The sequence below is a fragment of the Janthinobacterium sp. genome (genome assembly GCF_031995485.1).
In the GTDB taxonomy this organism is placed as follows: domain Bacteria; phylum Pseudomonadota; class Gammaproteobacteria; order Burkholderiales; family Burkholderiaceae_D; genus Janthinobacterium.
Window position 1 is genome coordinate 140451 of record NZ_DAMAGB010000005.1, and the last position, 24657, is coordinate 165107.

The following is a 24657-nucleotide window of genomic DNA, read 5'->3' on the forward strand; positions in this document are numbered from 1 at the left end:
GTTCAAGCCGGCGCATGCGCCGGCTTTTTTATGGGCGAACCATATTCAGAACGTTACGGCGTCGGCCGTGACCAGCGTGACGGGATTGCCCGGATTGAGCAGCTGGCCCCATACCCAGTTATGGTGTTCGACGATGGCCGGCGCGGCCAGGTGCGGGCGGTCGCGCGTGGTATGCGCGTCGCTGATCACCACCGTCGCCAGTTCCAGGCTGGCGGCGCGGCGCACGCTGGTGTCGATGCAAAATTCGGTGGCATAGCCGCACACATAAATCGTCGTGATGCCGGCCTGCGCCAGGTGCTGCTGCAGCCCGGTCTGGCGAAACGCATCGCAGGAGCTTTTGGCGCTGACATGGTCCTGCGGCTGCGGCGCGATCAAGGCGGGAAACTGCCAGCCGTGCGTGCCGGCTGCCCAGCTTGAACCGGCCAAATCGGCCGAATTGGCCGTGTCGTGCTGCACATAGATCACCGGCACGCCGGCGGCGCGCGCCCTGGCGATCAGGCCGGCGATGCGCTCCAACATGGTGTCGGCCTGCCAGGCAGGCGGCTCGCTCAGGACGGCGTTCTGGAAATCGATAACGATCAATGCACTATTCATGGTGATTCCTTCGGGTTGTACAGTTAGTGTTTGAGTGTTCAGCTAGCCCGCCGCCAGCCGCGCCGCCCTGTCCCCCCACCACGCCGCCTCCTCGAACACCGAAAAGCCGGACAAATCGGCATGCGCGAACAGGATCGCGCCGTCATGCTCGCGCAGCGCTTTCAGGCCCGCATTGCTGCGAAAGCCGGGCAAGGGCGCGGCCATGGCGTGGCCGCGCACGGTGATGTCGACGCGCTCGACGCAGCGGGTAAAGTCGCGTCCGTACGCCGTTTTCAGGTCGACGCTGGCCAGCGCCAGCAGTTCCTCGGGGCTGGCCGTATCGAGCCACTTGCGGGCCTGCTGCGGCGTGCGGTCGGACAGCGCGACATAGGCGCTGAACACGGTTTGCTCGGGCGGGCGCACGCGGATATCCTGGTGGGTCGAGACCACGTAGCCGAGGCCCGGCTCCTGGTACACCACGTTGTCCCAGCAAAGCGGCGCATGCGGCAGTTCGGCGGGGAAGCGTTTCAGCAAAAAATTGGCCACCATCCACGGCGCATACGCGGGCGTATCGCGCTTGATGTCAAAGCCGTAGCTGGCGATCTCCGGCACCACGCGCGCCGCCACGTATAGCGGCATGGCGCAGATGGCCTTGCGGGCCTTGACCAGATAGGTGCGCGGCTGGCCGTCGACCAGCTCCATGCACAGCGCCTCCACGCCGTTTGCCGTCGTCGTGAGCGACACCACCGTGCCCGCATGGCGCTGCACGCCAGAGGCCTGCTCCAGCGCCGTGGCGACCGGCTGCATGCCGCCGGGCCAGGTCAGCCAGGCGCCGTTTCCCGCGTTGGCGGCCTGGCCCCAGCGGCTGCAGTAGTAGTGCAGGCCGGCCCAGGCCGAGACCTGGTCGTAGCGCGTGCCGTAGTCGTCGCGGCAGCAGTAGTTCAGGTACCAGTGCAGCGTGGGCGAGGTATAGCCGTGCTGCTCCATCCACGCCTTTAACGTGATGGTATCGAGCGACTGCCAGGCCGGGTCCTGCGACGACTCGATGGTGGGAAACACGAACACGCGCTTGCCGTCATTGCCGCGCACCTGGCGCAGCTGCGCCACCTGCGCAAAGAAACGCCGGTGCTGCGCCAGTTCGTCGGCCGCTACCCCTTCGACGGGAATAAAGCCGTCCTGCCAGTGGCCGTTGAACAGCAGCCGTTCCTCGGGCGCGTGCAGGATATAGCGTTCGTCGTAAGTCGGCTTTTCCGCCATCGGGTCGCGCTGGATAATGCCCAGGTCGAACAGGATTTCGCGCACGTGCGTCGATTCGGGCGACGGCAATGGCAGATAGTGGCCGCCGGTGGGATAGGCCAGGTCGCCGAAATGGCCGCCGGCCGCATTGCCATACGGTTGCGGGCCGTCGACCATCAGGAAGTCCTTGTGGCCCAGTTTGTTCAGGCGCCAGGCGGCCGTCAGCCCGGCGATGCCGGAACCGAATATCGCCACGTCGGTGACGAGGGTGCGCGACGGCGGCGGCAGCGCCTTGCGGTCTCGAAGGAAGTGCCCCTCGCTGCGCCCCGGATACAGTATCCTGGGCGTGATCTCCTGCCAGCGCAGGTACGCCGCGATGCTGCCGGCGCCCGCGGCTGCCGCCGCCGTGCCGCCGGCGGCCCACAGCATGAAGGAACGGCGCTGCATCAGCGGATCACCCGGTTCCAGTCCTGCTCGAACTCGTGCACCAGCGACTGGGTATTGAGGCGGTTCGGCGCCATCGGCAGCTTCTGCATGTCGGGCGGGAAGATGAACATCTCGCGCGTGGTGTCGGCGTTCAGGTAGCGCATCGGCAGGCGGTAACTGGTGGGCGGCCGGTAATCGAGCTGCGGCGAGGCGAGGATAAACCCCCATTCGCCGAACGACGGCACATAGGCGTGATACGGCCAGGTGCGCATGCCCACTTCGCGCAGGGTGGCATCGATGGTCCAGTAGGCGTGCGGCGCAAAGAACGGCGAGGTCGATTGCACCACCATCAGGCCCTTGGCCGCCAGGTGTTTCTTGACCAGGTCGTAGAACGGCACCGAATACAGCTTGCCCAGCGCGAAGCTGGACGGGTCGGGGAAGTCGACAATCGCCGCGTCGAACATGTCGCCGCTGTTGCGCAGCCAGACGGCGGCGTCGGCATTGATGACGGTGACGCGCTTGTCGGAGAATGATTTTTTATTGAGTTCGGCCAGTTCCGGGCGGGTGGTAAACGCGCCCGTCATGGCCGGGTCCAGGTCGACCACGGTGACGTGTTCGATATGCGGATAGCGCAGGATCTCGCGCAGCGCCAGGCCGTCGCCGCCACCGAGCACCAGCACGCGGCGCGCCCATGGCAGGGCTTCCAGCACCGGGTGCACCAGCGCTTCGTGGTAGCGGTATTCGTCGCGCGAGGAGAACTGCAGGTTGCCGTTGATGTACAGGCGCGTGTCGTCCTTCCAGCGCGTGATCACCAGGCGCTGGTACGGCGTGGTGGTGGAATACACGATCTGGTCGCCGAACAGGCCATGCTCGCCCCACTCCACCATGCGGTCGGACATGGCGAAGCCGGTGACCAGCAGCAGCATCACGGCGCAGGCGCGCAGGAACTGGCCGGTCATGTTTTTCAGCTCGGCGCGGAAGACGTAAATGCTCCACAGGCCGACGGCCACGTTGAGCATGCCGAACAAAAAGCCCGTGCGCACCAGGCCCAGATACGGCGAGAGCACCAGCGGGAACAGCAGCGAGACGGCCAGCGCACCGAGGTAGTCGAACGTCAGCACGCGGCTGACCAGTTCGGAAAATTCCGTCTGGCGCGTGTTCAGCGCGCGCATCACCAGCGGCACCTCCATGCCGACCAGTGCGCCGATCAGGAACACCATCACATACAATAAGGTGCGAAACGGCGCGGCCATCCATGAAAACGTCATGAACAGGACCGCCGCCGACAGCCCGCCGATCAGGCCGACCGCCAGCTCGATATCGACAAAGCGCGACAGCACGTCGCCGTCCTTCACGTACTTGGAAAAGTGAGCGCCTACCCCCATGGCAAACAGGTAACAGCCGATAATCGTGGAGAACTGCAGGATCGAGTCGCCCAGCAGATAGCTGGACATGGCGCCGGCGATCAGTTCATACGCAAGGCCGCAGGAAGCGACCACGAACACCGATAAAATCAGAATCTTTTTGTTCATTGGGCTTTTTTTGTTCTAATATGCTTGGACGTTATCAAATGCTCATCTGGAAGCGTGGCCATCGCGCCGGCTGGGCGCGCCACTTGCGAGGAATGCCGTGCCCGACATCCTAAACTATCTGATCCACCTTTTACTGGCCGCCGTGCTGTTGATTGTCTTTTTTGTCATCTACACGCGCGTGACGCCGTATAACGAGGTGCTGCTGATACGCCAGGGGAACCAGGCCGCGGCGCTGTCGCTGGGCGGCGCCCTGCTCGGCTTTTCGGCCACCATCGCCTCGTCGCTGATGCACACGGCGAACTACCAGCAATTCTTCGCCTGGGCCTTTGGCGCGATGGTGGTGCAATTGCTGGCCTATGTGGTGGCCACGCGCCTGCTGCGCATGTCGAAAGACCAGATCGAATCGAACAACACCGCCTTTGGCGGCCTGCTGGGCGCCATCGCGCTGTCCATCGGCGCCATCAACGCGGCCTGCATTTCCTGACCCCGTCACCATCTTCGCAAGGACACCATCATGAGCCTCGGCAGCTTTATCAAGAAGCAGTTTATCGATGTACTGCAGTGGAACGAGGAGACGGAAGGTGTGCTGGCCTGGCGCTTCCCGATGCAGGATTTCGAGATCCAGAACGGCGCCATCTTGAACGTGCGCGAGTCGCAGGTTGCCGTCTTCGTCAACGAAGGCAAGATCGCCGACGTGTTCGGCCCCGGCACGCACAAGCTGACCACGCAAACCCTGCCGCTGCTGACCAACCTGAAAAACTGGGACAAGCTGTTCGACTCGCCCTTCAAGTCGGACGTGTACTACTTCAGCACCCGCGTGCAGACCGGCCGCAAATGGGGCACGCCGCAGCCGATCACGATCCGCGACAAGGACTTCGACATGATCCGCGTGCGCGCCTTCGGCATGTACTCGTACCGCATCGCTGACGCGCGCGCCTTTTTTACGGAGATCAGCGGTACGCGCGAAGTCTATACGCGCGACGAAGTGGAAGACCAGCTGCGCGGCATCCTGATGGCCAGCATGGCCAGCTCGCTGGGCGGCGCCAACGTGCCCTTCCTCGACATGGCGGCCAACCAGGCGCTGATGGCGCAAGAGGTCAAGGACGGCTTGCGCCAGGCGTTTGCCCGCTATGGCGTGGGCCTGGACGAATTTAATGTCGCCAGCATCAGCCTGCCCGAGGAACTGCAGGCGGCGCTGGACGAGCGCATCTCGGCCGGCATGAAGGGCGGCCTGGGTGCCGACAAGATGAGCGGCTTCACCAAATTCCAGGTGGCGAACGCGATCCCGCTGGCGGCGCAGAACGAAGGCGGCATGGCCGGCATCGGCGCGGGCCTGGGAGCCGGACTGTCGATCGGCCAGGTGATGGCGCAAAGCATGGGTAATACGCTGCAGCAGCAGCCCGCACCTGCCCCAGCGGCGCCACCGGCGCCCGCCGGGGAACCGATCGAAGCGCGCCTGGAAAAGCTCAAGGGCCTGCTCGACAAGGGCCTGATTTCGGCGGCCGACTACGACGGCGCGAAGGCGGAACTGTTGAAGAAACTGATCGGTTAAGCGCGACTGCATGCAAACTGTTTCCTGTCCCAGCTGCGGCGCGGAGGTCCACTTTCGCTCGCACGCTTCCGTGCTGGCCGTGTGCGAGTACTGCCATAGCACGATCCTGAAGGACGCCGAGTCGGTGCGCGATATCGGCAAGATGTCGGCCGTGCTGGAAGACTATTCGCCGATCCAGGTCGGCACCGCCGGCATCCATGAAGGCGTCCATTTCACGGTGGTGGGCCGCATCCAGCAGCGCTACGCGGCCGGCACCTGGAACGAGTGGCATGTGCTGTTCGACGACGCCAGCACGGCCTGGCTGGGCGACTCGTCCGGCCTGTACACGATGACGCGCGAACGCAAGGCCAGCGGTCCCCTGCCCGCCTTTGCCGAACTGCGTCCGGGCCAGCGCTACACCATCAATAACGAGCCGTACACGGCGGCCGAAGTGCGCAGCGGCGAATGCATCGCCGGCCAGGGCGAGCTGCCGTTCAAGGTGGGCAGCGGCTGGCGCATCCAGGTGGCCGACCTGCGCAACTACGCCAGCTTCGCCACGCTCGACTACACGGATGGTCCGCAGCCGGTGCTGTACCAGGGCGTGGCCGTCACCCTGGAAGGCATGCAGTGCCAGCTGCTGCGCGACCAGGACGCGATTGCGCGCACGGCCGGCAAATACCGCGGCAAGCTCGATGCGCTCGACTGCCCGTCCTGCGGCAGCGGCATCAAGTATGTGCCGGGCGCCGCCGCGCAGCTGGTGTGCCCGGCCTGCCATGCGCAGCTCGACGCCAGCGGCCCCGAAACGCAGGTGCTGGCCAAGGGCAAGCAGGTCGAGGACGAAGCGGAGATCACCCTGGAGCTGGGCGCCACGGCGAAGATCAACAATGTCGACTTCACCGTGATCGGCATGATGCGCCGCAGCGACGACGAAGGCACCGGGTGGAACGAATACCTGCTGTACAACGCGCACGCGGGCTTTTTCTGGCTGGTGGAAACCGACGACGGCTGGTCGCGCTCGAATGTGCTGCCGAACTGGCCCACCTGGGCTGCGCTCGACGCGGACAAGTGCACGCTCGACGGCGCCACCTATGCCAAGCTGTATGACTACGGCTCGCAGGTAACCTATGCGGCCGGCGCCTTCAACTGGAAGGTGGCGGTCGGCGACACCACGCATGTCTACGAATTCGAACACGGGCAAACAAAACTGGCGGCCGAGCTGACCAGCGAAGAGATGACCTGGTCGCGCTCCACGCCGGTCGCCCATGACCAGATGAGCGCCTGGTTCGGCGCCGCCTTCCATGGCATCACGCCCACCTCGAACATCAAGATGACTCATCGCGGCGTGGCCAAGGTCTTCATCATCATCACGCTGGTACTCAATGCGATTCCGATGTTCGTGTCGTTTTCCAGCACCCTGATGTGGAGTGTGCTGGCCTGCGTGGCGCTGTTCGTGCCCGCCCTCTTCCTCGACAATAACAAGCCGCCGACATGAGCAAATACGTGATCTATGCACTGATGGTGACGTTCTCCGTCACGGCCACCAACTGGGTACGCATGTTCAAGGTAGCCGGCAGCGGCAGCGGTGGCGGCAGCAGCTGGAGTTCGCGCACCGGCAGCGGCGGCGGCAGCTATGGCGGTGGCTCCAGCGGCGGCAGCCACAAGTGACATGACGCAGAACGTGCATCTGCCGCTGGGCACGCATCTGCTGGCCGACCTGTCGGGGGTGGCGGCGGCGCGCCTGCGCGACTGCGCGGCGCTCGACGCGCTGCTGCGCCAGGCGGCCATCGCAGCGGGCGCACAGGTACTGCACGGCCACTTCCACAGCTTCGGCGTGGAGGCGGGCGTGACGGGCGTGCTGCTGCTGGCCGAGTCGCATATCTCGATCCATACCTGGCCCGAGGCCGGCTTTGCCGCCGTCGATATCTTCATGTGCGGCGCGGCGCGTCCGCAGCTGGCGCTCGACATCATCGCCACCGCCCTGCAGGCGCAGCACTGCGCAGTGCATGCGGCGCGGCGCGCGCCACCCGGCTAAGGCCATCGCTGGCCGATCGCCGGTGGATCGCTTACACTGTCGGCTCACTCCTTACCCTCCACTGCCATGCGCCGTTCCGCCCTGCTTGCCTTGCCACTCCTGCTGCTGGTGTCCGCCTGCGACGACTATACGGCGCCCAGCCTGTACCAGGCCACCACGCCCGACTGCAAGACGTGGACGGATGGCTCGCGCTTCGAGCTGCCGCGCGATATCAGCATCTACGCCACGCCTCCCACCACCTTGAAAGATGGCGGCACGGAACTGGCGCTGATTTTTACTTTGCCGGTCGGCACGCAAGCGAGCTTTACCCGTTTGTCGTTCCTGCTGGAAGAGCCGAAGAAGGAACCGTTCGCGCAGGCCAAGGTGACTACCATCTATCAGCGCGGCCTGGACCAGAAGGCGGAAATCGTCGATGTGATCGAGAAGCTGCCGATCATGTTCTCGGCGGTGGGCAACAGCAAGGCGACCCAATGGCGTTTGCGGCTGCAGCTGCCGCGCCAGCTGCCGCAACGGTTTGATTTGTCGATGCCCGACATGCTGGTGGGCGGCAAGCGCTATCCGGTGCGCACGTTTACGTACCGGTATTTTGAGGAGCGCAAGGCGTACGGGATGTGCAGCTAGCTTATCGGCCGCGTCAACCATGTTGGCGGATTACGGCCTTCGGCCTAATCCGAGCTGCCCGGCTTTTTAACCCAACGGCTGAACTGCCGGGGTCGGACCCTGAGGGTCCGACCCCAGTCTTTGCACTTGGGTTTGAGCAAAAAAAAAGCAGCCCGAAGGCTGCTTTTTTTGCATGCGCGGCAAATTAATGCTTGCGCAGCTTCTGGATCGCTGCCAGCTGCGCAATCGCGCTGGCCAGCTCGGCTTGCGCTTGCGCGTAGTCGATGCCCGAATCCTTGTTGTGGATGTTTTCTTCCGCCAGCTTCTTCGCTTCCAGCGCTTTCGCTTCGTCGAGGTCGTGACCGCGGATCGCGGTATCGGCCAGGACGGTCACGGTGTCAGGCTGCACTTCCAGCAGGCCGCCGGCAACGAAGACGAACTCTTCTTCAGCCTGGCCGACTACCTTGATGCGGACCGCGCCCGGACGGATGCGGGTAATCAAGGGCGTGTGGCGTGGGTAGATACCCAGCTCGCCCTGTTCACCCGGCAACGCGACGAATTCTGCTTCGCCTGAAAAAATCAATTCTTCAGCGGAAACCACGTCAACGTGAATTGTGTGTGCCATGTGTGTCCTATCGGGTTGAAGAACCCCGCCGTATGACGGGCGGGGTTAGGCCCAGACTTAACTTAGTTAAGTTTCTTGGCTTTTTCGATTGCTTCGTCGATCGTGCCGACCATGTAGAACGCTTGTTCCGGCAGGTGATCGAGTTCGCCCGACGCGATCATCTTGAAGCCCTTGATCGTGTCTTTCAGCGAAACGTATTTACCTGGCGAACCGGTAAACACTTCAGCAACGTGGAACGGCTGCGACAGGAAACGCTGCATTTTACGTGCGCGGGCCACCAGCAGTTTGTCTTCCGGTGCCAGCTCGTCCATGCCCAGAATCGCGATAATGTCGCGCAATTCCTTGTAGCGCTGCAGGGTCGTTTGCACGGCACGCGCGGTGTCATAGTGCTCTTGACCAACGATCAGCGGGTCCAGCTGGCGCGAGGTCGAGTCCAGTGGATCGACGGCCGGGTAGATACCCAGCGAAGCGATGTCACGCGACAGGGCAACGGTCGAATCGAGGTGGGCAAAGGTGGTTGCTGGCGACGGATCGGTGTAATCATCGGCAGGAACGTAGACGGCCTGGATCGAGGTGATCGAGCCGGTTTTGGTCGACGTGATACGCTCTTGCAGACGGCCCATTTCTTCGGCCAGCGTTGGCTGGTAACCCACAGCCGACGGCATACGGCCCAGCAGTGCGGATACTTCGGTACCGGCCAGCGTGAAGCGGTAGATGTTGTCGACGAAGAACAGAACGTCCTTGCCTTCATCACGGAACGATTCAGCGATCGTCAGGCCGGTCAGCGCCACGCGCAGACGGTTGCCTGGTGGTTCATTCATCTGACCGTACACCATCGCAACTTTGGAGTTTTCCGGATTTTCCAGATCGACCACTTTCGCGTCAGCCATCTCGTGGTAGAAGTCGTTACCCTCGCGAGTACGCTCGCCCACGCCGGCAAACACGGACACGCCGCTGTGTGCCTTGGCGATGTTGTTGATCAGTTCCATCATGTTCACGGTCTTGCCCACGCCGGCGCCGCCGAACAGGCCGACTTTACCGCCTTTTGCAAACGGGCACACCAGGTCGATCACCTTGATGCCGGTTTCCAGCAGTTCTTGCGATGGCGACAGTTCGTCGTACGCAGGAGCGGTGCGGTGGATCGACGCGATCTGTTCGTGCGATACCGGACCGCATTCGTCGATCGGGTTACCCAGCACGTCCATGATGCGGCCCAGGGTTGCTTTACCGACTGGCACCATGATAGGTTTGCCGGTGTTCTGGATCATCATGCCGCGACGCAGGCCATCGGACGAACCGAGTGCAATGGTACGGACAATGCCGTCGCCCAGCTGTTGTTGTACTTCCAGGGTCAGTTCCGAGCCCGCCATCTTCAAGGCATCAAATACCTTAGGCATCGCGTTGCGGGGAAACTCAACGTCCACCACAGCGCCGATACACTGAACGATTTTGCCATCAGCCATGTTCGTTCCTTCAAATATAGTTAAATTCGTTTAAACCGCTGCCGCACCGGCGACGATTTCGGAGAGTTCTTTGGTAATCGCAGCTTGGCGGGTCTTGTTGTAGACGAGCTTCAGTTCGCCGATCACACTACCTGCGTTGTCGCTTGCAGCTTTCATCGCGACCATCCGTGCCGATTGCTCGGACGCCAGATTTTCCGCGACTGCCTGGTACACCAGCGCTTCTACATAGCGCTCCAGCAATTCGTCGATGATGCTTTGTGCATCTGGCTCGTAGATGTAATCCCACGAGTGTGCGCTCTTGTCGGCGACCATTTTGTCAGCCGTCAAAGGCAGCAGCTGTTCGACCACTGGTTCCTGCTTCATCGTGTTGATGAATTTGGTGTAGCACAGGTACACTGCATCGAGCTTGCCGGCCTGGAACTCTTCGAGCATGACCTTGACAGGTCCGATCAATTTATCCAGGTGTGGCGTATCGCCAGTCTGAATGGCAGAGGCGACGATCTTGACGCCGATACGATTCAAAAAACCCAAACCCTTGTTACCGATGGCGACTGCTTCAATCTTGTTGCCGGCTGCTTCCAGCTCGCGCGACTTGGACGTTACCTGGCGCAAGATATTGGTGTTCATGCCGCCGCACAGACCCTTGTCGGTCGTGACGACGATGAAACCCGCTGCCTTCGCTTCCGTGCCCTGCGCTGCTGCCAGGAACGGGTGGGTGTATTCCGGATTGGCATTCGCCAGATTGGCGGCGATATTACGAATCTTGTCACTGTAGGGACGAGCGGCCCGCATCCGGTCTTGCGCCTTGCGCATTTTGGACGCGGCGACCATTTCCATCGCCTTGGTGATCTTCTTCGTATTCTCTACGCTTTTGATCTTGCCACGTATCTCTTTGCTTGATGCCATGAGTCCTTACTCCTTCTGCGCGTAGGGCGGCGCCTCACTCGAGGCGGGCGCCGCCTGGCCGCTTAATATGCGCCGGATTTCTTGAAATCAGCAATGGCCGCCGACAGAGTTGCTTCGCTGTCTTTGTCGAGTTGCTTGGTTTCTTCGATCTTGGCCAGCAGAGCAGCTTGCTTGGTTTTCATGTAAGCGTGGACGCCTGCTTCGAACGACAGCACTTGCTTGACTGGCACGTCGTCCATGAAGCCCTTGTTCACCGAGAACAGCGAGACAGCCATCAGCGAGATCGACAGTGGCGAGTACTGGGCTTGCTTGAGCAATTCCGTTACGCGGGCACCACGGTCCAGCTGCTTGCGGGTCGATTCGTCCAGGTCCGATGCGAACTGCGCAAACGCGGCCAGCTCACGGTACTGCGCCAGGTCGGTACGGATACCGCCGGACAGGTTTTTGATGACCTTGGTCTGGGCGGCGCCACCGACGCGCGATACGGAAATACCGGCGTTAATTGCAGGACGGATACCGGCGTTGAACAACGACGTTTCCAGGAAGATCTGACCGTCGGTAATCGAAATCACGTTGGTTGGCACGAAGGCCGACACGTCGCCTGCTTGCGTTTCGATGATCGGCAGTGCCGTCAGCGAACCGGTCTTGCCGGTCACGGCGCCGTTGGTGAACTTCTCGACGTAGTCGGCGTTCACGCGCGCTGCGCGTTCCAGCAGACGGCTGTGCAGGTAGAACACGTCGCCTGGGTACGCTTCGCGACCTGGTGGACGGCGCAGCAGCAGCGAGATCTGACGGTAAGCAACAGCTTGCTTGGACAGGTCATCGTAGACGATCAGTGCATCTTCACCGCGGTCACGGAAGTATTCGCCCATGGCGCAACCCGAGTACGGCGAGATGTATTGCATGGCGGCCGATTCCGAAGCGGAAGCGGCGACAACGATGGTGTATTCCATCGCGCCGTGCTGTTCCAGCGAGCGCACGATGTTCTTGATCGACGAGGCCTTCTGGCCAATCGCGACGTAGATACATTTCATGCCCTGGCCTTTTTGATTGATGATCGCATCAATCGCCACGGCCGATTTACCGGTTTGACGGTCGCCGATGATCAGTTCGCGCTGGCCGCGGCCAACTGGAACCATCGCATCGATCGACTTCAGGCCGGTTTGCATTGGTTGCGAAACGGATTCACGGGCGATCACGCCCGGTGCGATTTTTTCGATCGCGGCCGTCATTTTCGCTTCGACCGGGCCTTTGCCGTCGATCGGCTGACCCAGCGCGTTGACCACGCGGCCCAGCAGTTCAGGACCGACCGGCACTTCCAGAATGCGGCCGGTGCATTTCACCGTGTCGCCTTCGGAGATGTGCTCGTAAGCACCCAGAATCACGGAACCGACGGAGTCGCGCTCCAGGTTCATCGCCAGGCCGAACGTGTTGCCCGGGAATTCCAGCATCTCGCCTTGCATCACGTCCGACAGGCCGTGGATGCGGCAGATACCGTCGGCGACGGAAATGACCGTGCCTTGGTTACGCACTTCAGCGCCGCCATCAAGACCTTGGATCCGGCTCTTGATCAACTCGCTGATTTCAGATGGGTTGAGTTGCATACTAACTCCTAAAAGTGTTTCTCTCAGCTTGCGCGAGGGGTAAGGGTCTGTCTTAGCTGGCCTGCCGAAGCGCGTGTCTTACGACACCAGAGCAGCGTGCAGTTGCTGCAGCTTGGCGCGCACCGATGTGTCGAGCACCTGGTCGCCAACAACCACGCGCACGCCGCCGAGCAGCGATGGATCCACTGTGACGGCAGGGTTGAGCTTACGACTGAATTTCTTTTCCAGCGTTGCGACCAGCTCGGCCGTTTGGCCTTCGCTCAGATCGAAAGCGCTCGTGATCTCGGCGTCAGCCGCACCTTCCAGGCTGTTTTTCAACAGGTGGAATTGCGCGCCGATTTCCGGCAGCAGGCTGATGCGGCCATTTTCGATCAACAGGGTCACGAAGTTTTTGACTTCTTCGTTGAGCGGCGATTTCAACAACGACAGGATGGTGGCGGCGACGTCGCTTTCCGAAACTTTCGGATTGCGCGCGTACGCCTGTACCTCGGGGTGGCTGCCAACCTGGGCCAATTCGGACACCAGTTCGGACCACGCCGCGAGGTTGCTTGACTCCTTACCAGCTTGGGCTACGCGGAACAAAGCTTCCGCGTAGGGACGGGCGACGGTTGCGAGTTCTGCCATGATTACAGCTCGACAGCAAGACGCTGCAACATTTCGGCGTGAGCCGTTGGGTTTACTTCACGTTTCAAGATCTGCTCGGCACCCTTGATCGCCAGGTCAGCCACCTGAGCGCGCAATTGTTCGCGTGCTTTCGACAGTTGCTGCTCGGCGTCGGACTGGGCTTGCGCAATGATACGCGCTGCTTCAGCCTGGGCATTTTGCTTGATCTCTTCAGCAACCAGCTGGGCGCGCTTTTCAGCGTCCGCAACACGTTGCGACGCTTCTTCACGTGCACCATTCAATGCTTCTTGCGCACGCTTTTCAGCGACAGCCATCGAAGCCTGACCTTGATCGGCCGCAGCCAATCCATCCGCGATTCGTTTGGCACGCTCATCCAGCGCTGTGTTCAGCGCTGGAAATACGAACTTCATCGAGAACCAGACCAACACCGCGAAGGTGATCATCTGGCCGATGAGCGACATATTGATGTCCATACCTTTGCTCCTGACTAAAAGTTTCTCCTAGGGTTGGAGCGAATTACTGAGCAACAGCGGTCAGAGCCGACAGGAACGGGTTAGCGAACGTGTACAGCAGAGCGATACCAACGCCGATCATCGAGATAGCATCCAGCAGACCAGCGATAACGAACAGTTTGGTTTGCAGTTGTGGCATCAGTTCTGGTTGACGTGCCGAAGCTTCCAGGAATTTACCACCCAAGATAGCGAAGCCCAAAGCGGTACCGATTGCGGCCAGGCCGATGATGATTGCTGCTGCCAGAACGGTCATGCTTTGTACTTGTGCGATCAGAGCTTGCATAAAATTCTCCTAAATTTAAAAACGAAAGGTACTAACTAAAAAACAAAATATAAAGTTGCTGATTAATGCTTCTCAACCGCAAGGCTCAGATACACAACCGTCAACGCCATAAACACAAAAGCTTGCAAAGTTACAATCAAGATATGGAAAATTGCCCATGGACCACCCAACGCCCACTGTGCCCACCAAGGCAACAACGCGATCAAGATGAAAATCAGTTCGCCGGCATACATATTGCCGAACAGTCGCAGCGACAGGGAGATCAGTTTTGCAACCAACTCAACCATTTGCAGCAGGAAATTAACTGGTGCCAGCAAGATCGTGCCGACAATGCCACTGGCGTGGAACGGCGCCGTGAACAATTCCTTGATCCAGCCGCCCAGGCCCTTGGCCTTGACGGAGAAAGCGATAATGCACAGAACCACCGAGAACGACATCGCAAATGTATGGTTCACGTCGGCAGTCGGTACCACGCGCAGCTTGTGCACGCCGAACCAGCTCAATACTTTCGGCAACAGGTCAACCGGCAGGAAGTCCATCGCGTTCAGCAACCAGACCCACACGAAAATCGTGATGGCCAGTGGCGCGATGATCTTGCTTTTTGCGTGAAAGGCCCCATTGATAGTCTCATTGACCATTTCCATGATCATTTCGACGAAGTTTTGCAGCTTGCCAGGAACACCGGCGGTCGCGCGGCGCGAAGCCATGTAGAAAACGGCAAGGAATACAAAGCCCAGGATGGCCGACACCCAGAAGGTGTCCAGATTGTAGGCGCCATCGGCGCTTTTCAAGTGGGCCAAGTGGTGGCTGATGTATTCTGTGGCGTTGGCCGGGGCAGCATGGCCCGCTTCAATAGCGTGTTCTGTGGTCATAATGAATTTAGATTTGTCGTTTCAGAGCACAACAGGCCCTAAAACCAATGATTAAACAGCGAGCAATGAAAACCAGTATGCTAAGGTTGCCACCGCGAAACCCAAGATCAGCCATAACCAGGCGGCCGACTGAAACAACACCAGTGCCAATATAAACAGCACCGCTGTGATAAATATTTTCACCGCTTCCGCGCGCACGTGCGCACGAAAAGCCTTTTTGGCGTCGCTGGAGCCGCGAACGACCAGCATGGCATATGCCACGCTGCCAATGACGGCGATTGCACCGCCAACTGCGGCGGACCAGCCTCGGTTACTGCCACCAAAAAACAGGGTAACAGTGGCAAAGCTGATCACGATTGCTAGCTGCAAGGCAACTACTTTGTAGACCGGCTTGGCAATGTTTTGCATCGAATCACTCAATTACCAAGTTCCCGGAAAAATCTACACACGCAAAGACACGGGATTATAGTTGGCTTTGATATACAGAGTCAAACGTTGGCGCACCGCTGCAGGGCAATTGCAGCATGAAACAGACGCTTTACCGACACTTCGCGGCGATTTGCACCAACATATGGCAAAGCGGCTTGCCGCGCCGCTGGCGCCCGTGTTAGCAACCCGCCATTTAACCACGCAAACGGCTTAACAAACCGTCCAGTACGTCAAGATCGGCAAAATCAATCACCAATTGGCCACGCCCTTTGTTGCCCATCTTGAATACCACCGGGGTTGCCAGCGCATCGGACAGCTCTTCTTCCAGCCGCGCGATGTCGCCCGACTTCTCTTTTACGCGCGGCTCTATCGGGTTGGCCGCTTCTTCGACGGTTTTTGTCACCAGTTTTTCCGTTTCGCGTACCGACAGCCGCTTCGCCACCACCTGGTTGGCCAGGTTGATCTGGCTGGCCGCATCCACCGCCAGCAGTGCGCGCGCATGGCCCATGTCGATGTCGCCGGCCATCAGCATGGTCTGCACGGGAGCGGCCAGATTCATCAGGCGCAACAGGTTGGACACAGCACTGCGCGAGCGTCCGACCGCAGTGGCCGCTTGCTCATGGGTAAAACTGAAGTCCGTAATCAGGCGGTGGATGCCCTGCGCTTCTTCCAGCGGGTTCAGGTCTTCGCGCTGGATATTCTCGATCAGCGCCATGGCCGCGGCGGCCAGGTCGTCGACATCGCGCACCAGTACCGGCACTTCCGTCAGCCCCGCCAGCTGCGAGGCGCGGAAACGCCGTTCGCCGGCGATGATTTCATATTTGACAAGTCCGCTCAACGTATCCTGGCCGATCGGACGCACCAGGATCGGCTGCATCAAACCCTGCGCCTTGATCGAGGCGGCCAGTTCATTCAAGGCGCCCTCGTCCATGCGCGTGCGCGGCTGGTATTTGCCGGCCTGCATTTGCGTGACCGGCAACGTTGTCGGAGTATTCACTTCCGGACTGGCGAAGTCGCCGCCGCCCAACAGGGCGTCGAGGCCGCGGCCCAGTCCTTTTAATTTTTTGGTAGCCATGCTGTCCTAACTAGCTTAGGGGTCGGACCCTTCGGGTCCGACCCCAGTATTTTTCTTAGGGTTAATAAAGTATCAACCCAACTGCAGAAGCAGGGGTATGACCCGAAGGGTCGGACCCCGATGCTGCGGGTCTGTCCTGCTCTGTTTACATATGCTTGATGCGCTCGACCATCTCGGCGCCAAACGCGATATACGCCTGCGCGCCTTTCGAGCTGGGGTCGAAGTTGACGCCAGGCAACCCGTACGACGGTGCCTCGGCCAGTCGCACGTTGCGCGGGATAATGGTCTTGAAGACCTTGTCGCCGAAGTGCTGTTCCAGCTGGGCCGACACTTGTTGCGATAATGTCATGCGCGGATCGAACATCACGCGCAACAGGCCGATGATCTTCAGTTCCGGGTTCAGGTTGGCATGCACCTTCTTGATGGTGTTGACCAGGTCGGACAAACCTTCCAGCGCGTAGTACTCGCACTGCATCGGGATGATCACGCCATGCGCGGCGCACAAGCCATTCAAGGTCAGCATCGACAGCGCCGGCGGACAATCGACCAGGATGAAGTCGTATTCGCTGTCGACTTCGGCCAGCGCATCCTTCAGACGGCTCTCGCGGCGGTCCAGTTCCACCATCTCCACTTCGGCGCCGGCCAGCTCGCGGTTCGACGGCAGCACGTCGAAGCGGCCTGTCTCCGAACGCTGGCGTGCCGTTTTGACATCGGACTCGCCCAGCATCACTTCATAGGTCGAGGCAGCGAGACCGGCCTTGTTGATGCCGGCGCCCATGGTGGCATTGCCTTGCGGGTCCAGGTCGACCAGCAGCACGCGCTGGTTCAGCTTGGCCAGGCCGGCGGACAGGTTGACGCTTGTTGTGGTTTTACCAACACCACCCTTTTGATTTGCTACACAAAAAATTTTGGCCATGTATCTTCTAATTGTAAATGGATGCGCACTGCATGGTCGCGTCCCGGCAACCCACCGAAACGATTTATACTGTTTATTTTATTTATACAATATATACAATTTATACTGTTTATACGATTTATATAGTTTATATCGTATAAACGATTTATACCGTTTATACGATTTACATCGTTTAAATTTCAGTTCTTAAATTCTTGCTATAAAGACCAGATGACGCTCTGCATTTAGCCCTGGAACCTGGATAGGCTGCAATTTCGTCACTTTCCAGTCTGCCGGGAGTCGCTCGCGCTCGTCTGGCGGGGCCACCCCCTTCAAGGCAATGAATTGCCCGCCCTCCTCCAGTACGTGATTGGACCAGTTGACGAAGTCGGACAGGTCGGCAAACGCGCGCGAGGTGATCACGTCGAATTTCTGCTTCACTTCCAGCTGCTCCACGCGCTTGGTGTACACCGTCACGTTGGCCAGGCCCAGCTCTGCCTTCACTTGCGTCAAAAACGCGGTTTTCTTGTGCACCGTGTCGATCATCGACACCTTGACGTCCGGCCGCGCGATCGCCAGCACCATGCCTGGCAGGCCGCCGCCGGCGCCCACGTCGAGGACGTTTTTCGCCTCTGCAAACGCCGGCACGGCAGCCAGCGAGTCGAGCACATGCAGGGTCAGCATCTGCATCGGATCGCGCACCGAGGTCAGGTTGTAGACGCTGTTCCACTTGGCCAGTAAAGCCAGATAATCGAGCAGTTTTTCAGCCTGCTCCGCGCCCAGGTCCAGCGCCAGCGCGGCAATACCATCATTCAAAATCTGGGCCAATGCGGCCCGGTCAAACTGCTTCATTCAACAACCTCGTCCTGTAAAGTAGTGGTCTGTATGCCGGCCTGACCTGCGCCGAATCCGCGTTTTTTCAGGTGTACCAGCAACAGCGAAATGGCGGCCGGCGTGACGCCGGAAATGCGCGATGCCTGGCCCAGGGTTTCGGGGCGCTGCTTGTCGAGTTTCTGGCGCACTTCGACCGACAGGGCGGCGATATCGAGGTAGTTGAAACCCTGCGGCAAGGCCAGGTTCTCATAGTGTTCGTGACGCTCGATTTCCTTGGTCTGGCGCTCGATATAGCCCGCGTATTTGAGCTGGATTTCCACCTGCTCGCGCACCGCCGGGTCTTCCACGCCGGGGCCGGCCAGGGCCTGGCCTTCGACGCCGGTCATGCTCATCAGCGTGTCGTAGGCCACGTTCGGGCGGCGCAGCAGGTCGGCCAGCGAGTATTCGCGCTCGATGGCCTGGCCAACGATGCGCTCCGATTCGGCCGCGGCCAGGATGCGCGGATTGACCCACGTGGAACGCAGGCGTTCCAGTTCCACGGCGACGGCTTCGCGCTTGCGCTCGAACGCTTCCCACTGCACATCGCCGACGCAGCCCAGGGCCCGGCCGATTTCCGTCAAGCGCATGTCGGCATTGTCTTCACGCAGGCTCAGGCGGTACTCGGCGCGGCTGGTAAACATGCGGTACGGCTCCTGCACACCCTGCGTGATCAGGTCGTCGACCAGCACGCCCAGGTACGCCTCGGAGCGGCCTGGCGTCCACGATTCCTTGCCTTGCGTCAGCAGCGCGGCATTGATGCCGGCCAGCATGCCTTGCGCGGCCGCTTCCTCGTAGCCCGTGGTGCCATTGATCTGGCCGGCAAAAAACAGCCCTGCCACGACCTTGGTTTCCAGTGACGCTTTCAGGCCACGCGGGTCGAAATAATCGTATTCGATGGCATAGCCGGGGCGCAGGATATGCGCGTTTTCCATGCCTTTCATCGAGCGCACCAGGGCAATCTGCACGTCGAACGGCAGGCTGGTCGAGATGCCGTTCGGATAGAATTCGTGCGTGCTCAAGCCTTCCGGTTCCAGGAAAATCTGGTGCGATTCCTTGCCGGCAAAGCGGTGGATCTTGTCTTCGATCGACGGGCAATAACGGGGACCGACGCCTTCGATCACGCCTGTATACATGGGGCTGCGATCCAGGCCGGCGCGGATAATGTCGTGCGTCTGGCTGTTGGTGTGCGTGATCCAGCATGGCACCTGTTTCGGGTGCATGGATGTGTTGCCCATTACCGAGAAGACAGGTACCGGATCGAGGTCGCCAGGCTGTTCCTGCATCACGGAAAAGTCGATGCTGCGCCCGTCGATGCGCGGCGGCGTGCCGGTCTTCAGGCGGCCCTGCGGCAGCTTCAGTTCTTTCAGGCGCGCCGATAAAGAAATTGCCGGCGGGTCGCCGGCACGGCCGGCCGAGTAGTTGTTCAGGCCAACGTGGATCTTGCCGTCGAGGAAAGTGCCCGCCGTCAGCACCACGGCGCGGGCCAGGAACTTCAGGCCGATCTGCGTCACGGCGCCGACCACGCGGTCGCCTTCGACGATCAGGTCGTCGACGGCCTGCTGGAACAGCCACAGGTTGGGCTGGTTTTCCAGGCGCGAGCGGATCGCGGCCTTGTAAAGAATACGGTCGGCCTGGGCGCGCGTGGCGCGAACTGCCGGGCCTTTCGAGGAGTTCAGGATGCGGAACTGGATGCCGGACTCGTCGGTGGCAATTGCCATCGCGCCGCCCATGGCGTCGACTTCCTTGACCAGGTGGCCCTTGCCGATGCCGCCGATGGACGGGTTGCACGACATCTGGCCCAGGGTCTCGATATTATGGGTCAGCAAAAGCGTCTTCTGCCCCATGCGGGCGGAAGCGAGTGCCGCCTCGGTACCGGCGTGACCACCACCGACGACGATGACGTCGAATTCTGTAGGAAATAACATGAGTAATTAGAAAAATGCGAGGAGTGAGCTCCGATTATAGAGTCTTTTTGCGGCCATAACTTTTTACGGGTCATTTTTTGCTTAATTTTTACTCAGTAGACAAGCAAACAGCGTTTGCCTGTTCCACGTGGAACAACGGTTGATCAGTGCCAGCAAGACCACGGTCAGGTTTCACGTGGAACAAGCCGATGACTGAAAAGCGGAGTAAGCTCGCTGTATCCTTTATTCAGGAGTCAGCATGTCAGTATTCCAATTCCGAACCGTCCCCCATCTGATCAGCGAACCAGGCGCCAGCGCGCAGTTGGGCGCCTATATCCGGCAGCATTTTCCTGAGGTAAAGCGCGCTCTGCTGGTTACCGATCCCGGCTTTCTCAACACGGGCCTGGTGGAGACGCCGCTGCGCAGCTTGCGGGACGCAGGCATCGAGGTCCACGTCTACGCCGACGTGCAGGCCGATCCGCCCGAAGCGGTGGTCATGGCTGCCGTCGCGCAGGCGCAATTGTTTCACGTGGAACTGGTCATCGGTCTGGGCGGCGGCAGCTCGATGGATGTGGCCAAGCTGATCGCCGTGCTGGCGCCCGGCCACCAGCAGCTAGCCGATATGTACGGTATCGGCAAGGTGCAGGGCCAGCGGCTGCCGCTGGTACAAATACCGACTACGGCAGGCACGGGATCGGAAGTGACGAATATCTCGATAGTCACGACTGGCGCCACCAGCAAGATGGGCGTGGTGGCGCCGCAGCTGTATGCGGACTTGGCCATTCTCGACGCCAACCTGACTTTGGGCTTACCACCGGCGATTACCGCCGCCACCGGTATCGATGCGATGGTGCATGCAATCGAAGCGTATACCAGCGCGCACCTGAAGAACCCCTTGTCCGACATTCTGGCGCAGCAGGCGTTGACGCTGCTGTCACAAAACCTCGCGCGTGTCTGCCGCAATGGCCAGGATCTGGCAGCGCGACAAGCCATGCTGCTGGGCGCCACCCTGGCGGGCCAGGCGTTTTCCAATGCCCCGGTGGCGGCTGTGCATGCCCTCGCCTATCCGATCGGCGGCATGTTCCACGTGCCCCATGGCTTGTCGAATGCGCTGGTACTGCCGCATGTGCTGCGCTTTAACCTGTCCCATGCGGCGCCGCTGTATGCACAGCTGGCTTCCATTGTTGCGCCCCACGCCAGCGGCAGCGAGGACGCACGCGCACAGGCAATGATCGATGCGATGCAGGCGCTGGCGGCCGAGACCGGCATCGTGCGCACGCTGAGAGAAGTGGGGATTGCGGAAAGCGACCTGGATGCTCTGGCCGAGGCTGCCATGTTGCAGACGCGCTTGCTGGGCAATAATCCCCGGCCTGTCACGCTGACGGATGCCCGCGCGATCTATGCGGCGGCATGGTGAGCTGACAGCCGCATACAGGACGTGCGGACCTGCGCCAGCAGATCAATAAAAAATGGCCACGTGAAACGTGGCCATTTTTTTTACCGTGCACAGTTAGTCAGGGATGTTCACCGCCGTTCCCGTCAGTGTAATGGCATTGCCTGCCACCGGCGCCGCCGCGATGGCCGGCAGATTGACGTTGGTGATCACCGTGCTGGCGTCCGTCCGCGTGACGGTGCGCACCACCTGCGATGGCGGCAAGGCCTGGCTGCTTTTCAGATGCAGATACATGGCGTCCAGTGCGCGGTTCAGATACACGTGCAAAGGCACGATCAGCGTCGGCAAGGCGCTGCTGAAGGAGTCGAAGTGGTTGGCGTTGGTCACCTCGATATAGCGCAGCTTGCTGTTCGCGCCTTCGGCCACGGCGTTCAGGCCCAGGTAGGCGCGCGACGCGTGATTGACAGGAATCAAGGTGTCGCTGCGGCCCTGCACGATAATCGCCGGTTTTCCGTTCAGCTTGCCCGTGGCCTGCACCTCGGCCATGCCGGCGCGCACGCGCGTGCTTTGCGTGGCCAGCGTGCCCGTCAACGCCACCCCGCTGACAGCATCCACACCCGTTGCCAGGCTGCGCAGGCACAGGAAGCCGTCGAGCGCCTGGTCGGCCAGGTTGCTCGACGGCGACACCGCGGCGGTATATACGCGCGCGCCACCGGCAGCATTCTCGTAGAGTACATTGCCGAGAATGCCGTTCTGCGTGGCAAAGCTGGCCGCCTTCTGTGCATTGGTATAGGCGACGGGACTGCCCAGCGCATCGGTCTGTGCAAAGCTGAAACCGCAGACTTTATCCGTCACGGAAAATTTTCCGTAGGCATACGCGTAGGTGACGGCCACCAGAATATTCGTGCCCGCGTGCGACGCCTGCAGCGGATCGGAATCAATCAGCCAGCCATACGCCTGCAGGCGCCGTTTCGCATCCTGCTGTTGCGATGCCAGGTCGCCGCCATTGAGCAAGCCCTTGGCGGCCAGCGCCATGCAGCGTCCGGCATTGCCGGCCACCGAGGCGATGCAGGGCTGGTACAGCGCTGCGTACGTGGCGTAGTCGAACAGCGCGCGGCCCGGACTGGCGACCGTCACACTGCCCTGCCGCACGCTGTAGGCGGTCGATGGCTGCGGCTGCACCTGCGGTTCGCTGGCGGCCACGCCGCTGATCAGCCCCTTGGTGTCCTGCTCGGCCGCCAGCAGCGCCGCGCCGGCGCCATTGGAAATGCTCGACGCGATGGTGATGGTGTTCTTCGGCGTCAGGCGCACCAGGTGCGAGGTGCCGTCGCGCGCCACCACGCCATGGCGCTCGTTCAGCACATAGTAGGCAAACTCGACTGCCTGCAAGGTGGCCTTGCCCCAGTCCTTTTCCGGGTTCTGCTGCGAGTGCGCGTGCTTGAAGGCGATGCGGTTCGGGTTGGCGCTGGCAAAGGCGGCGCGCTCGGTGTCCGACAGGTCCGGTGCGAAGATGGCGTTCTTGCCGGCAGACGTGCGCGTGGCGCGCAGGCCGTTCTGCAGGTTGACGCTGTCGTCCTCGAACACATACAGGCCGGTACCGGAACCCTTGTCCGCATAGGCCACGGCGCAGCCTTTTTTCAGGCCCCATTCGCCGGAGCTGCCGATGGCGCCGTAGATGCCGCGCGAGCCGCTCGAGGTGCCCGTCACGATGCAGGCGCGCTCCGGATCGAAGGTGCTTGGGACCTGCACCATCAGCGTGACATTTTTCTTGCCCGTGCCATCGTCGGCATATGCCACGTACTCGCTGCCGGCGATCAATCCTTCGCCGCTGCCGACCACGCCATTGGCATCCACGTTGGGACCGTACAGGGTGCCGTAGCCGCTGCTGGCGGCAATATCGAGCACGGCGCGGTAATTGGCGTGAATCGCATTACGGCGCAGTTCGGCAGCGGTCGGATGTTCGGCGTCCGCATACGCGGGAGCGGCGGCGGCCAGCCCTGTCTTGCCGAGGCCAGCTGTCAGCAGGTCATTGGTCTTGCCATCGACGTCCAGGCGCGTGATCGTGCCCAGGTAGCCGGGCAGCTGGTTCAGCTCTTCGGCCCGGTGATTGCTGCCGCACGCGGCCAGTAAAAGTAATGTGCACAGGCCACCGCCGGTGCGCATGGTTGTTGCGGTCATAGCTGTTCTCCATTCATTGATGAGGTAACGCTAAAAAAACTGTCTCCAGATAAAAAAAGCCGGACTTGCGTCCGGCCTTGCTTGCTACTTCCCAATCAGGCGGCAGGCTTGACTGCCCTGCCGCCGAAGCGGGCGATCGCCTCGCCCACGATGCCGCGCCGGAACATCAACACGCAGATCACGAAAATAATCCCCGTCACGATGCCCACCGATTCGCCCAAGGTCCCGAACCACTCCACACCCGTATGCGTGGCCAGGAAAGTGCCCAGGTCGCCCAGCTTGTTTTCCAGCGCAATGATCAATACCGCACCCAGGATCGGGCCGGCCAATGTCCCCATGCCGCCGACCAGCGTCATCAGCACGACCAGGCCCGACATGCCCCAGTAGACGTCGGTCAGCGTTTCAAAGCCCAGTACCAGCGTCTTGGTGGCGCCGGCCAGTGCCGCCAAGGAAGCCGACAGCACGGTGGCCGTCAGCTTGTACTTGTTGACGTCGTAGCCGAGCGAGATGGCGCGCGGTTCGTTTTCCTTGATCGCTTTCAGCACCTGGCCGAACGGCGAGTGAATGGTGCGCACGATCAGGGCAAAGCCGGCGATGAAGATGGCCAGCACCACGTAGTACAGCACCGTGTCGTTGCCCAGGTCGATCGTGCCCAATAACGTTCCACGTGGAACACCCTGCAGCCCATCTTCGCCGCCCGTGAAAGGCAAACGCAGCGCCAGGAAGTACACCATCTGTGCCAGGGCCAGCGTGATCATGGTGAAGTAGATGCCCTGGCGGCGGATCGCCAGGCCGCCCATCACCAGTCCCAGGAAAGCGCCGGTGGCGACGCCGGCCAGCAGGCCCAGTTCGGTCGGCCAGCCCCAGGTGCGCAGCGCATAGCCGGTGACATAGCCGGCGCCGCCAAAGAAGGCCGCATGGCCGAACGACAGCAGACCGGTATAGCCGATCAGCAGATTGAAGGCGCAGGCAAACAGGGCAAAGCACAGCAACTTCATCAGGAAGACCGGGTAGCCGTAAAACGGTGCGGCCAGCGCCAGCGCCAGGGCGATTGCGTAGCCTACATTCTTATTCATCGTGATTGCTCCAAT

25 protein-coding genes are annotated in these 24657 nt (G+C 60.9%); 7 read left to right on the forward strand and 18 right to left on the reverse strand.

Annotated elements, in window-relative coordinates; all coding sequences use genetic code 11:
* Positions 1 to 45: 45 nt before the first annotated feature.
* Genes RTQ46_RS05725 through RTQ46_RS05735 form a run of 3 tightly spaced genes read right to left on the reverse strand, consistent with a single transcriptional unit; the run spans position 46 to position 3767 of the window.
* Positions 46 to 594: a cysteine hydrolase family protein gene (locus RTQ46_RS05725; RefSeq protein WP_312435167.1), complete on the reverse strand. Its 549-nt coding sequence runs from the start codon at positions 592 to 594 to the stop codon at positions 46 to 48.
* Positions 595 to 636: 42 nt separating this feature from the next.
* A complete protein-coding gene (locus RTQ46_RS05730; RefSeq protein WP_312435169.1) occupies positions 637 to 2256 on the reverse strand; it encodes an NAD(P)-binding protein in 1620 nt (539 codons plus the stop codon).
* Complete coding sequence (locus RTQ46_RS05735; protein ID WP_312435170.1) at positions 2256 to 3767, reverse strand: polyamine aminopropyltransferase; 1512 nt, start codon at positions 3765 to 3767, stop codon at positions 2256 to 2258. Before RTQ46_RS05735 ends, RTQ46_RS05730 begins: the two co-directional genes overlap by 1 nt.
* A 97-nt stretch (positions 3768 to 3864) precedes the next feature.
* On the opposite strand from RTQ46_RS05735, the gene RTQ46_RS05740 reads away from it, so the two are divergent.
* The 6 genes from RTQ46_RS05740 to RTQ46_RS05765 all read left to right on the forward strand — a co-directional run bounded on the left by RTQ46_RS05740 (position 3865) and on the right by RTQ46_RS05765 (position 7951).
* Positions 3865 to 4251 carry a DUF350 domain-containing protein gene (locus tag RTQ46_RS05740; protein ID WP_312435171.1) on the forward strand — a complete coding sequence of 129 codons (387 nt, stop codon included), beginning with the start codon at positions 3865 to 3867 and terminating at the stop codon, positions 4249 to 4251.
* 30 nt (positions 4252 to 4281) lie between these two features.
* Positions 4282 to 5319, forward strand: coding sequence for an SPFH domain-containing protein (locus RTQ46_RS05745; RefSeq protein WP_312435172.1), 1038 nt, complete (start codon positions 4282 to 4284; stop codon positions 5317 to 5319).
* 10 nt (positions 5320 to 5329) lie between these two features.
* A complete protein-coding gene (locus tag RTQ46_RS05750; RefSeq protein ID WP_312435173.1) occupies positions 5330 to 6790 on the forward strand; it encodes a DUF4178 domain-containing protein in 1461 nt (486 codons plus the stop codon).
* Entirely contained in the window at positions 6787 to 6963 is a 177-nt protein-coding gene (locus tag RTQ46_RS05755) for a hypothetical protein (RefSeq protein WP_312435174.1), read from the forward strand. The genes RTQ46_RS05750 and RTQ46_RS05755 overlap by 4 nt, the downstream gene beginning before the upstream one ends.
* A gap of 1 nt (position 6964) precedes the next feature.
* A complete protein-coding gene (gene speD / locus RTQ46_RS05760) occupies positions 6965 to 7330 on the forward strand; it encodes an adenosylmethionine decarboxylase (protein WP_312435175.1) in 366 nt (121 codons plus the stop codon).
* 66 nt (positions 7331 to 7396) lie between these two features.
* Positions 7397 to 7951 (forward strand): hypothetical protein, encoded by a 555-nt coding sequence (locus RTQ46_RS05765; protein ID WP_312435176.1) that lies wholly within the window; start codon positions 7397 to 7399, stop codon positions 7949 to 7951.
* A 184-nt stretch (positions 7952 to 8135) separates the two neighbouring features.
* Here the strand turns inward: RTQ46_RS05765 and RTQ46_RS05770 are convergent, their stop codons facing one another.
* The 13 genes from RTQ46_RS05770 to mnmG all read right to left on the reverse strand — a co-directional run bounded on the left by RTQ46_RS05770 (position 8136) and on the right by mnmG (position 20016).
* Complete coding sequence (locus RTQ46_RS05770) at positions 8136 to 8555, reverse strand: F0F1 ATP synthase subunit epsilon (RefSeq protein ID WP_065307860.1); 420 nt, start codon at positions 8553 to 8555, stop codon at positions 8136 to 8138.
* A gap of 62 nt (positions 8556 to 8617) precedes the next feature.
* Positions 8618 to 10018 (reverse strand): F0F1 ATP synthase subunit beta, encoded by a 1401-nt coding sequence (gene atpD / locus RTQ46_RS05775; protein WP_065307861.1) that lies wholly within the window; start codon positions 10016 to 10018, stop codon positions 8618 to 8620.
* Between the two features lie 30 nt (positions 10019 to 10048).
* A complete protein-coding gene (gene atpG, locus RTQ46_RS05780) occupies positions 10049 to 10924 on the reverse strand; it encodes a F0F1 ATP synthase subunit gamma (protein WP_312435177.1) in 876 nt (291 codons plus the stop codon).
* Positions 10925 to 10986: 62 nt separating this feature from the next.
* The gene (gene atpA / locus RTQ46_RS05785) at positions 10987 to 12528 is read right to left on the reverse strand and encodes a F0F1 ATP synthase subunit alpha (protein WP_312435178.1); all 1542 of its coding nucleotides are present in this window, start codon (positions 12526 to 12528) and stop codon (positions 10987 to 10989) included.
* Between the two features lie 78 nt (positions 12529 to 12606).
* Entirely contained in the window at positions 12607 to 13152 is a 546-nt protein-coding gene (locus RTQ46_RS05790) for a F0F1 ATP synthase subunit delta (protein WP_312435179.1), read from the reverse strand.
* A gap of 2 nt (positions 13153 to 13154) precedes the next feature.
* The gene (locus RTQ46_RS05795) at positions 13155 to 13625 is read right to left on the reverse strand and encodes a F0F1 ATP synthase subunit B (RefSeq protein ID WP_312435180.1); all 471 of its coding nucleotides are present in this window, start codon (positions 13623 to 13625) and stop codon (positions 13155 to 13157) included.
* A 43-nt stretch (positions 13626 to 13668) separates the two neighbouring features.
* Positions 13669 to 13947, reverse strand: a complete 279-nt coding sequence (gene atpE / locus RTQ46_RS05800) for a F0F1 ATP synthase subunit C (protein WP_071080009.1) — start codon at positions 13945 to 13947, stop codon at positions 13669 to 13671.
* Between the two features lie 62 nt (positions 13948 to 14009).
* Positions 14010 to 14819: a F0F1 ATP synthase subunit A gene (gene atpB / locus RTQ46_RS05805; RefSeq protein WP_312435181.1), complete on the reverse strand. Its 810-nt coding sequence runs from the start codon at positions 14817 to 14819 to the stop codon at positions 14010 to 14012.
* Between the two features lie 51 nt (positions 14820 to 14870).
* On the reverse strand, positions 14871 to 15227 hold the full coding sequence (locus RTQ46_RS05810; RefSeq protein WP_312435182.1) for an ATP synthase subunit I: 357 nt from the start codon (positions 15225 to 15227) through the stop codon (positions 14871 to 14873).
* A 214-nt stretch (positions 15228 to 15441) separates the two neighbouring features.
* The gene (locus RTQ46_RS05815; protein ID WP_312435183.1) at positions 15442 to 16323 is read right to left on the reverse strand and encodes a ParB/RepB/Spo0J family partition protein; all 882 of its coding nucleotides are present in this window, start codon (positions 16321 to 16323) and stop codon (positions 15442 to 15444) included.
* Positions 16324 to 16468: 145 nt separating this feature from the next.
* Positions 16469 to 17239 (reverse strand): AAA family ATPase, encoded by a 771-nt coding sequence (locus tag RTQ46_RS05820; protein ID WP_312435184.1) that lies wholly within the window; start codon positions 17237 to 17239, stop codon positions 16469 to 16471.
* A gap of 186 nt (positions 17240 to 17425) precedes the next feature.
* The gene (gene rsmG, locus RTQ46_RS05825) at positions 17426 to 18070 is read right to left on the reverse strand and encodes a 16S rRNA (guanine(527)-N(7))-methyltransferase RsmG (RefSeq protein ID WP_312435185.1); all 645 of its coding nucleotides are present in this window, start codon (positions 18068 to 18070) and stop codon (positions 17426 to 17428) included.
* Positions 18067 to 20016: a tRNA uridine-5-carboxymethylaminomethyl(34) synthesis enzyme MnmG gene (mnmG, locus tag RTQ46_RS05830; protein ID WP_312435186.1), complete on the reverse strand. Its 1950-nt coding sequence runs from the start codon at positions 20014 to 20016 to the stop codon at positions 18067 to 18069. Before mnmG ends, rsmG begins: the two co-directional genes overlap by 4 nt.
* A gap of 238 nt (positions 20017 to 20254) precedes the next feature.
* Here mnmG and RTQ46_RS05835 point away from each other — a divergent pair, with 238 nt between their 5' ends.
* Positions 20255 to 21412 (forward strand): iron-containing alcohol dehydrogenase, encoded by a 1158-nt coding sequence (locus tag RTQ46_RS05835; RefSeq protein ID WP_312435187.1) that lies wholly within the window; start codon positions 20255 to 20257, stop codon positions 21410 to 21412.
* A gap of 93 nt (positions 21413 to 21505) precedes the next feature.
* Here RTQ46_RS05835 and RTQ46_RS05840 read toward each other — a convergent pair whose 3' ends face one another.
* A complete protein-coding gene (locus RTQ46_RS05840; protein WP_312435188.1) occupies positions 21506 to 23566 on the reverse strand; it encodes a 3-hydroxybutyrate oligomer hydrolase family protein in 2061 nt (686 codons plus the stop codon).
* Between the two features lie 95 nt (positions 23567 to 23661).
* On the reverse strand, positions 23662 to 24642 hold the full coding sequence (locus RTQ46_RS05845; RefSeq protein WP_312435189.1) for a branched-chain amino acid ABC transporter permease: 981 nt from the start codon (positions 24640 to 24642) through the stop codon (positions 23662 to 23664).
* Between the last annotated feature and the right edge of the window lie 15 nt (positions 24643 to 24657).

Bases quoted from the DNA above. Each gene is read 5' to 3' on its own strand.
- RTQ46_RS05725 (WP_312435167.1), bottom strand. From the start codon at position 594: ATGAATAGTGCATTGATCGTTATCGATTTCCAGAACGCCGTCCTGAGC.
- RTQ46_RS05730 (WP_312435169.1), bottom strand. From the start codon at position 2,256: ATGCAGCGCCGTTCCTTCATGCTGTGGGCCGCCGGCGGCACGGCGGCG.
- RTQ46_RS05735 (WP_312435170.1), bottom strand. From the start codon at position 3,767: ATGAACAAAAAGATTCTGATTTTATCGGTGTTCGTGGTCGCTTCCTGC.
- RTQ46_RS05745 (WP_312435172.1), top strand. From the start codon at position 4,282: ATGAGCCTCGGCAGCTTTATCAAGAAGCAGTTTATCGATGTACTGCAG.
- RTQ46_RS05750 (WP_312435173.1), top strand. From the start codon at position 5,330: ATGCAAACTGTTTCCTGTCCCAGCTGCGGCGCGGAGGTCCACTTTCGC.
- RTQ46_RS05755 (WP_312435174.1), top strand. From the start codon at position 6,787: ATGAGCAAATACGTGATCTATGCACTGATGGTGACGTTCTCCGTCACG.
- speD (WP_312435175.1), top strand. From the start codon at position 6,965: ATGACGCAGAACGTGCATCTGCCGCTGGGCACGCATCTGCTGGCCGAC.
- RTQ46_RS05765 (WP_312435176.1), top strand. From the start codon at position 7,397: ATGCGCCGTTCCGCCCTGCTTGCCTTGCCACTCCTGCTGCTGGTGTCC.
- RTQ46_RS05770 (WP_065307860.1), bottom strand. From the start codon at position 8,555: ATGGCACACACAATTCACGTTGACGTGGTTTCCGCTGAAGAATTGATT.
- atpD (WP_065307861.1), bottom strand. From the start codon at position 10,018: ATGGCTGATGGCAAAATCGTTCAGTGTATCGGCGCTGTGGTGGACGTT.
- atpG (WP_312435177.1), bottom strand. From the start codon at position 10,924: ATGGCATCAAGCAAAGAGATACGTGGCAAGATCAAAAGCGTAGAGAAT.
- atpA (WP_312435178.1), bottom strand. From the start codon at position 12,528: ATGCAACTCAACCCATCTGAAATCAGCGAGTTGATCAAGAGCCGGATC.
- RTQ46_RS05790 (WP_312435179.1), bottom strand. From the start codon at position 13,152: ATGGCAGAACTCGCAACCGTCGCCCGTCCCTACGCGGAAGCTTTGTTC.
- RTQ46_RS05795 (WP_312435180.1), bottom strand. From the start codon at position 13,625: ATGGACATCAATATGTCGCTCATCGGCCAGATGATCACCTTCGCGGTG.
- atpE (WP_071080009.1), bottom strand. From the start codon at position 13,947: ATGCAAGCTCTGATCGCACAAGTACAAAGCATGACCGTTCTGGCAGCA.
- atpB (WP_312435181.1), bottom strand. From the start codon at position 14,819: ATGACCACAGAACACGCTATTGAAGCGGGCCATGCTGCCCCGGCCAAC.
- RTQ46_RS05810 (WP_312435182.1), bottom strand. From the start codon at position 15,227: ATGCAAAACATTGCCAAGCCGGTCTACAAAGTAGTTGCCTTGCAGCTA.
- RTQ46_RS05815 (WP_312435183.1), bottom strand. From the start codon at position 16,323: ATGGCTACCAAAAAATTAAAAGGACTGGGCCGCGGCCTCGACGCCCTG.
- RTQ46_RS05820 (WP_312435184.1), bottom strand. From the start codon at position 17,239: ATGGCCAAAATTTTTTGTGTAGCAAATCAAAAGGGTGGTGTTGGTAAA.
- rsmG (WP_312435185.1), bottom strand. From the start codon at position 18,070: ATGAAGCAGTTTGACCGGGCCGCATTGGCCCAGATTTTGAATGATGGT.
- mnmG (WP_312435186.1), bottom strand. From the start codon at position 20,016: ATGTTATTTCCTACAGAATTCGACGTCATCGTCGTCGGTGGTGGTCAC.
- RTQ46_RS05835 (WP_312435187.1), top strand. From the start codon at position 20,255: ATGTCAGTATTCCAATTCCGAACCGTCCCCCATCTGATCAGCGAACCA.
- RTQ46_RS05840 (WP_312435188.1), bottom strand. From the start codon at position 23,566: ATGACCGCAACAACCATGCGCACCGGCGGTGGCCTGTGCACATTACTT.
- RTQ46_RS05845 (WP_312435189.1), bottom strand. From the start codon at position 24,642: ATGAATAAGAATGTAGGCTACGCAATCGCCCTGGCGCTGGCGCTGGCC.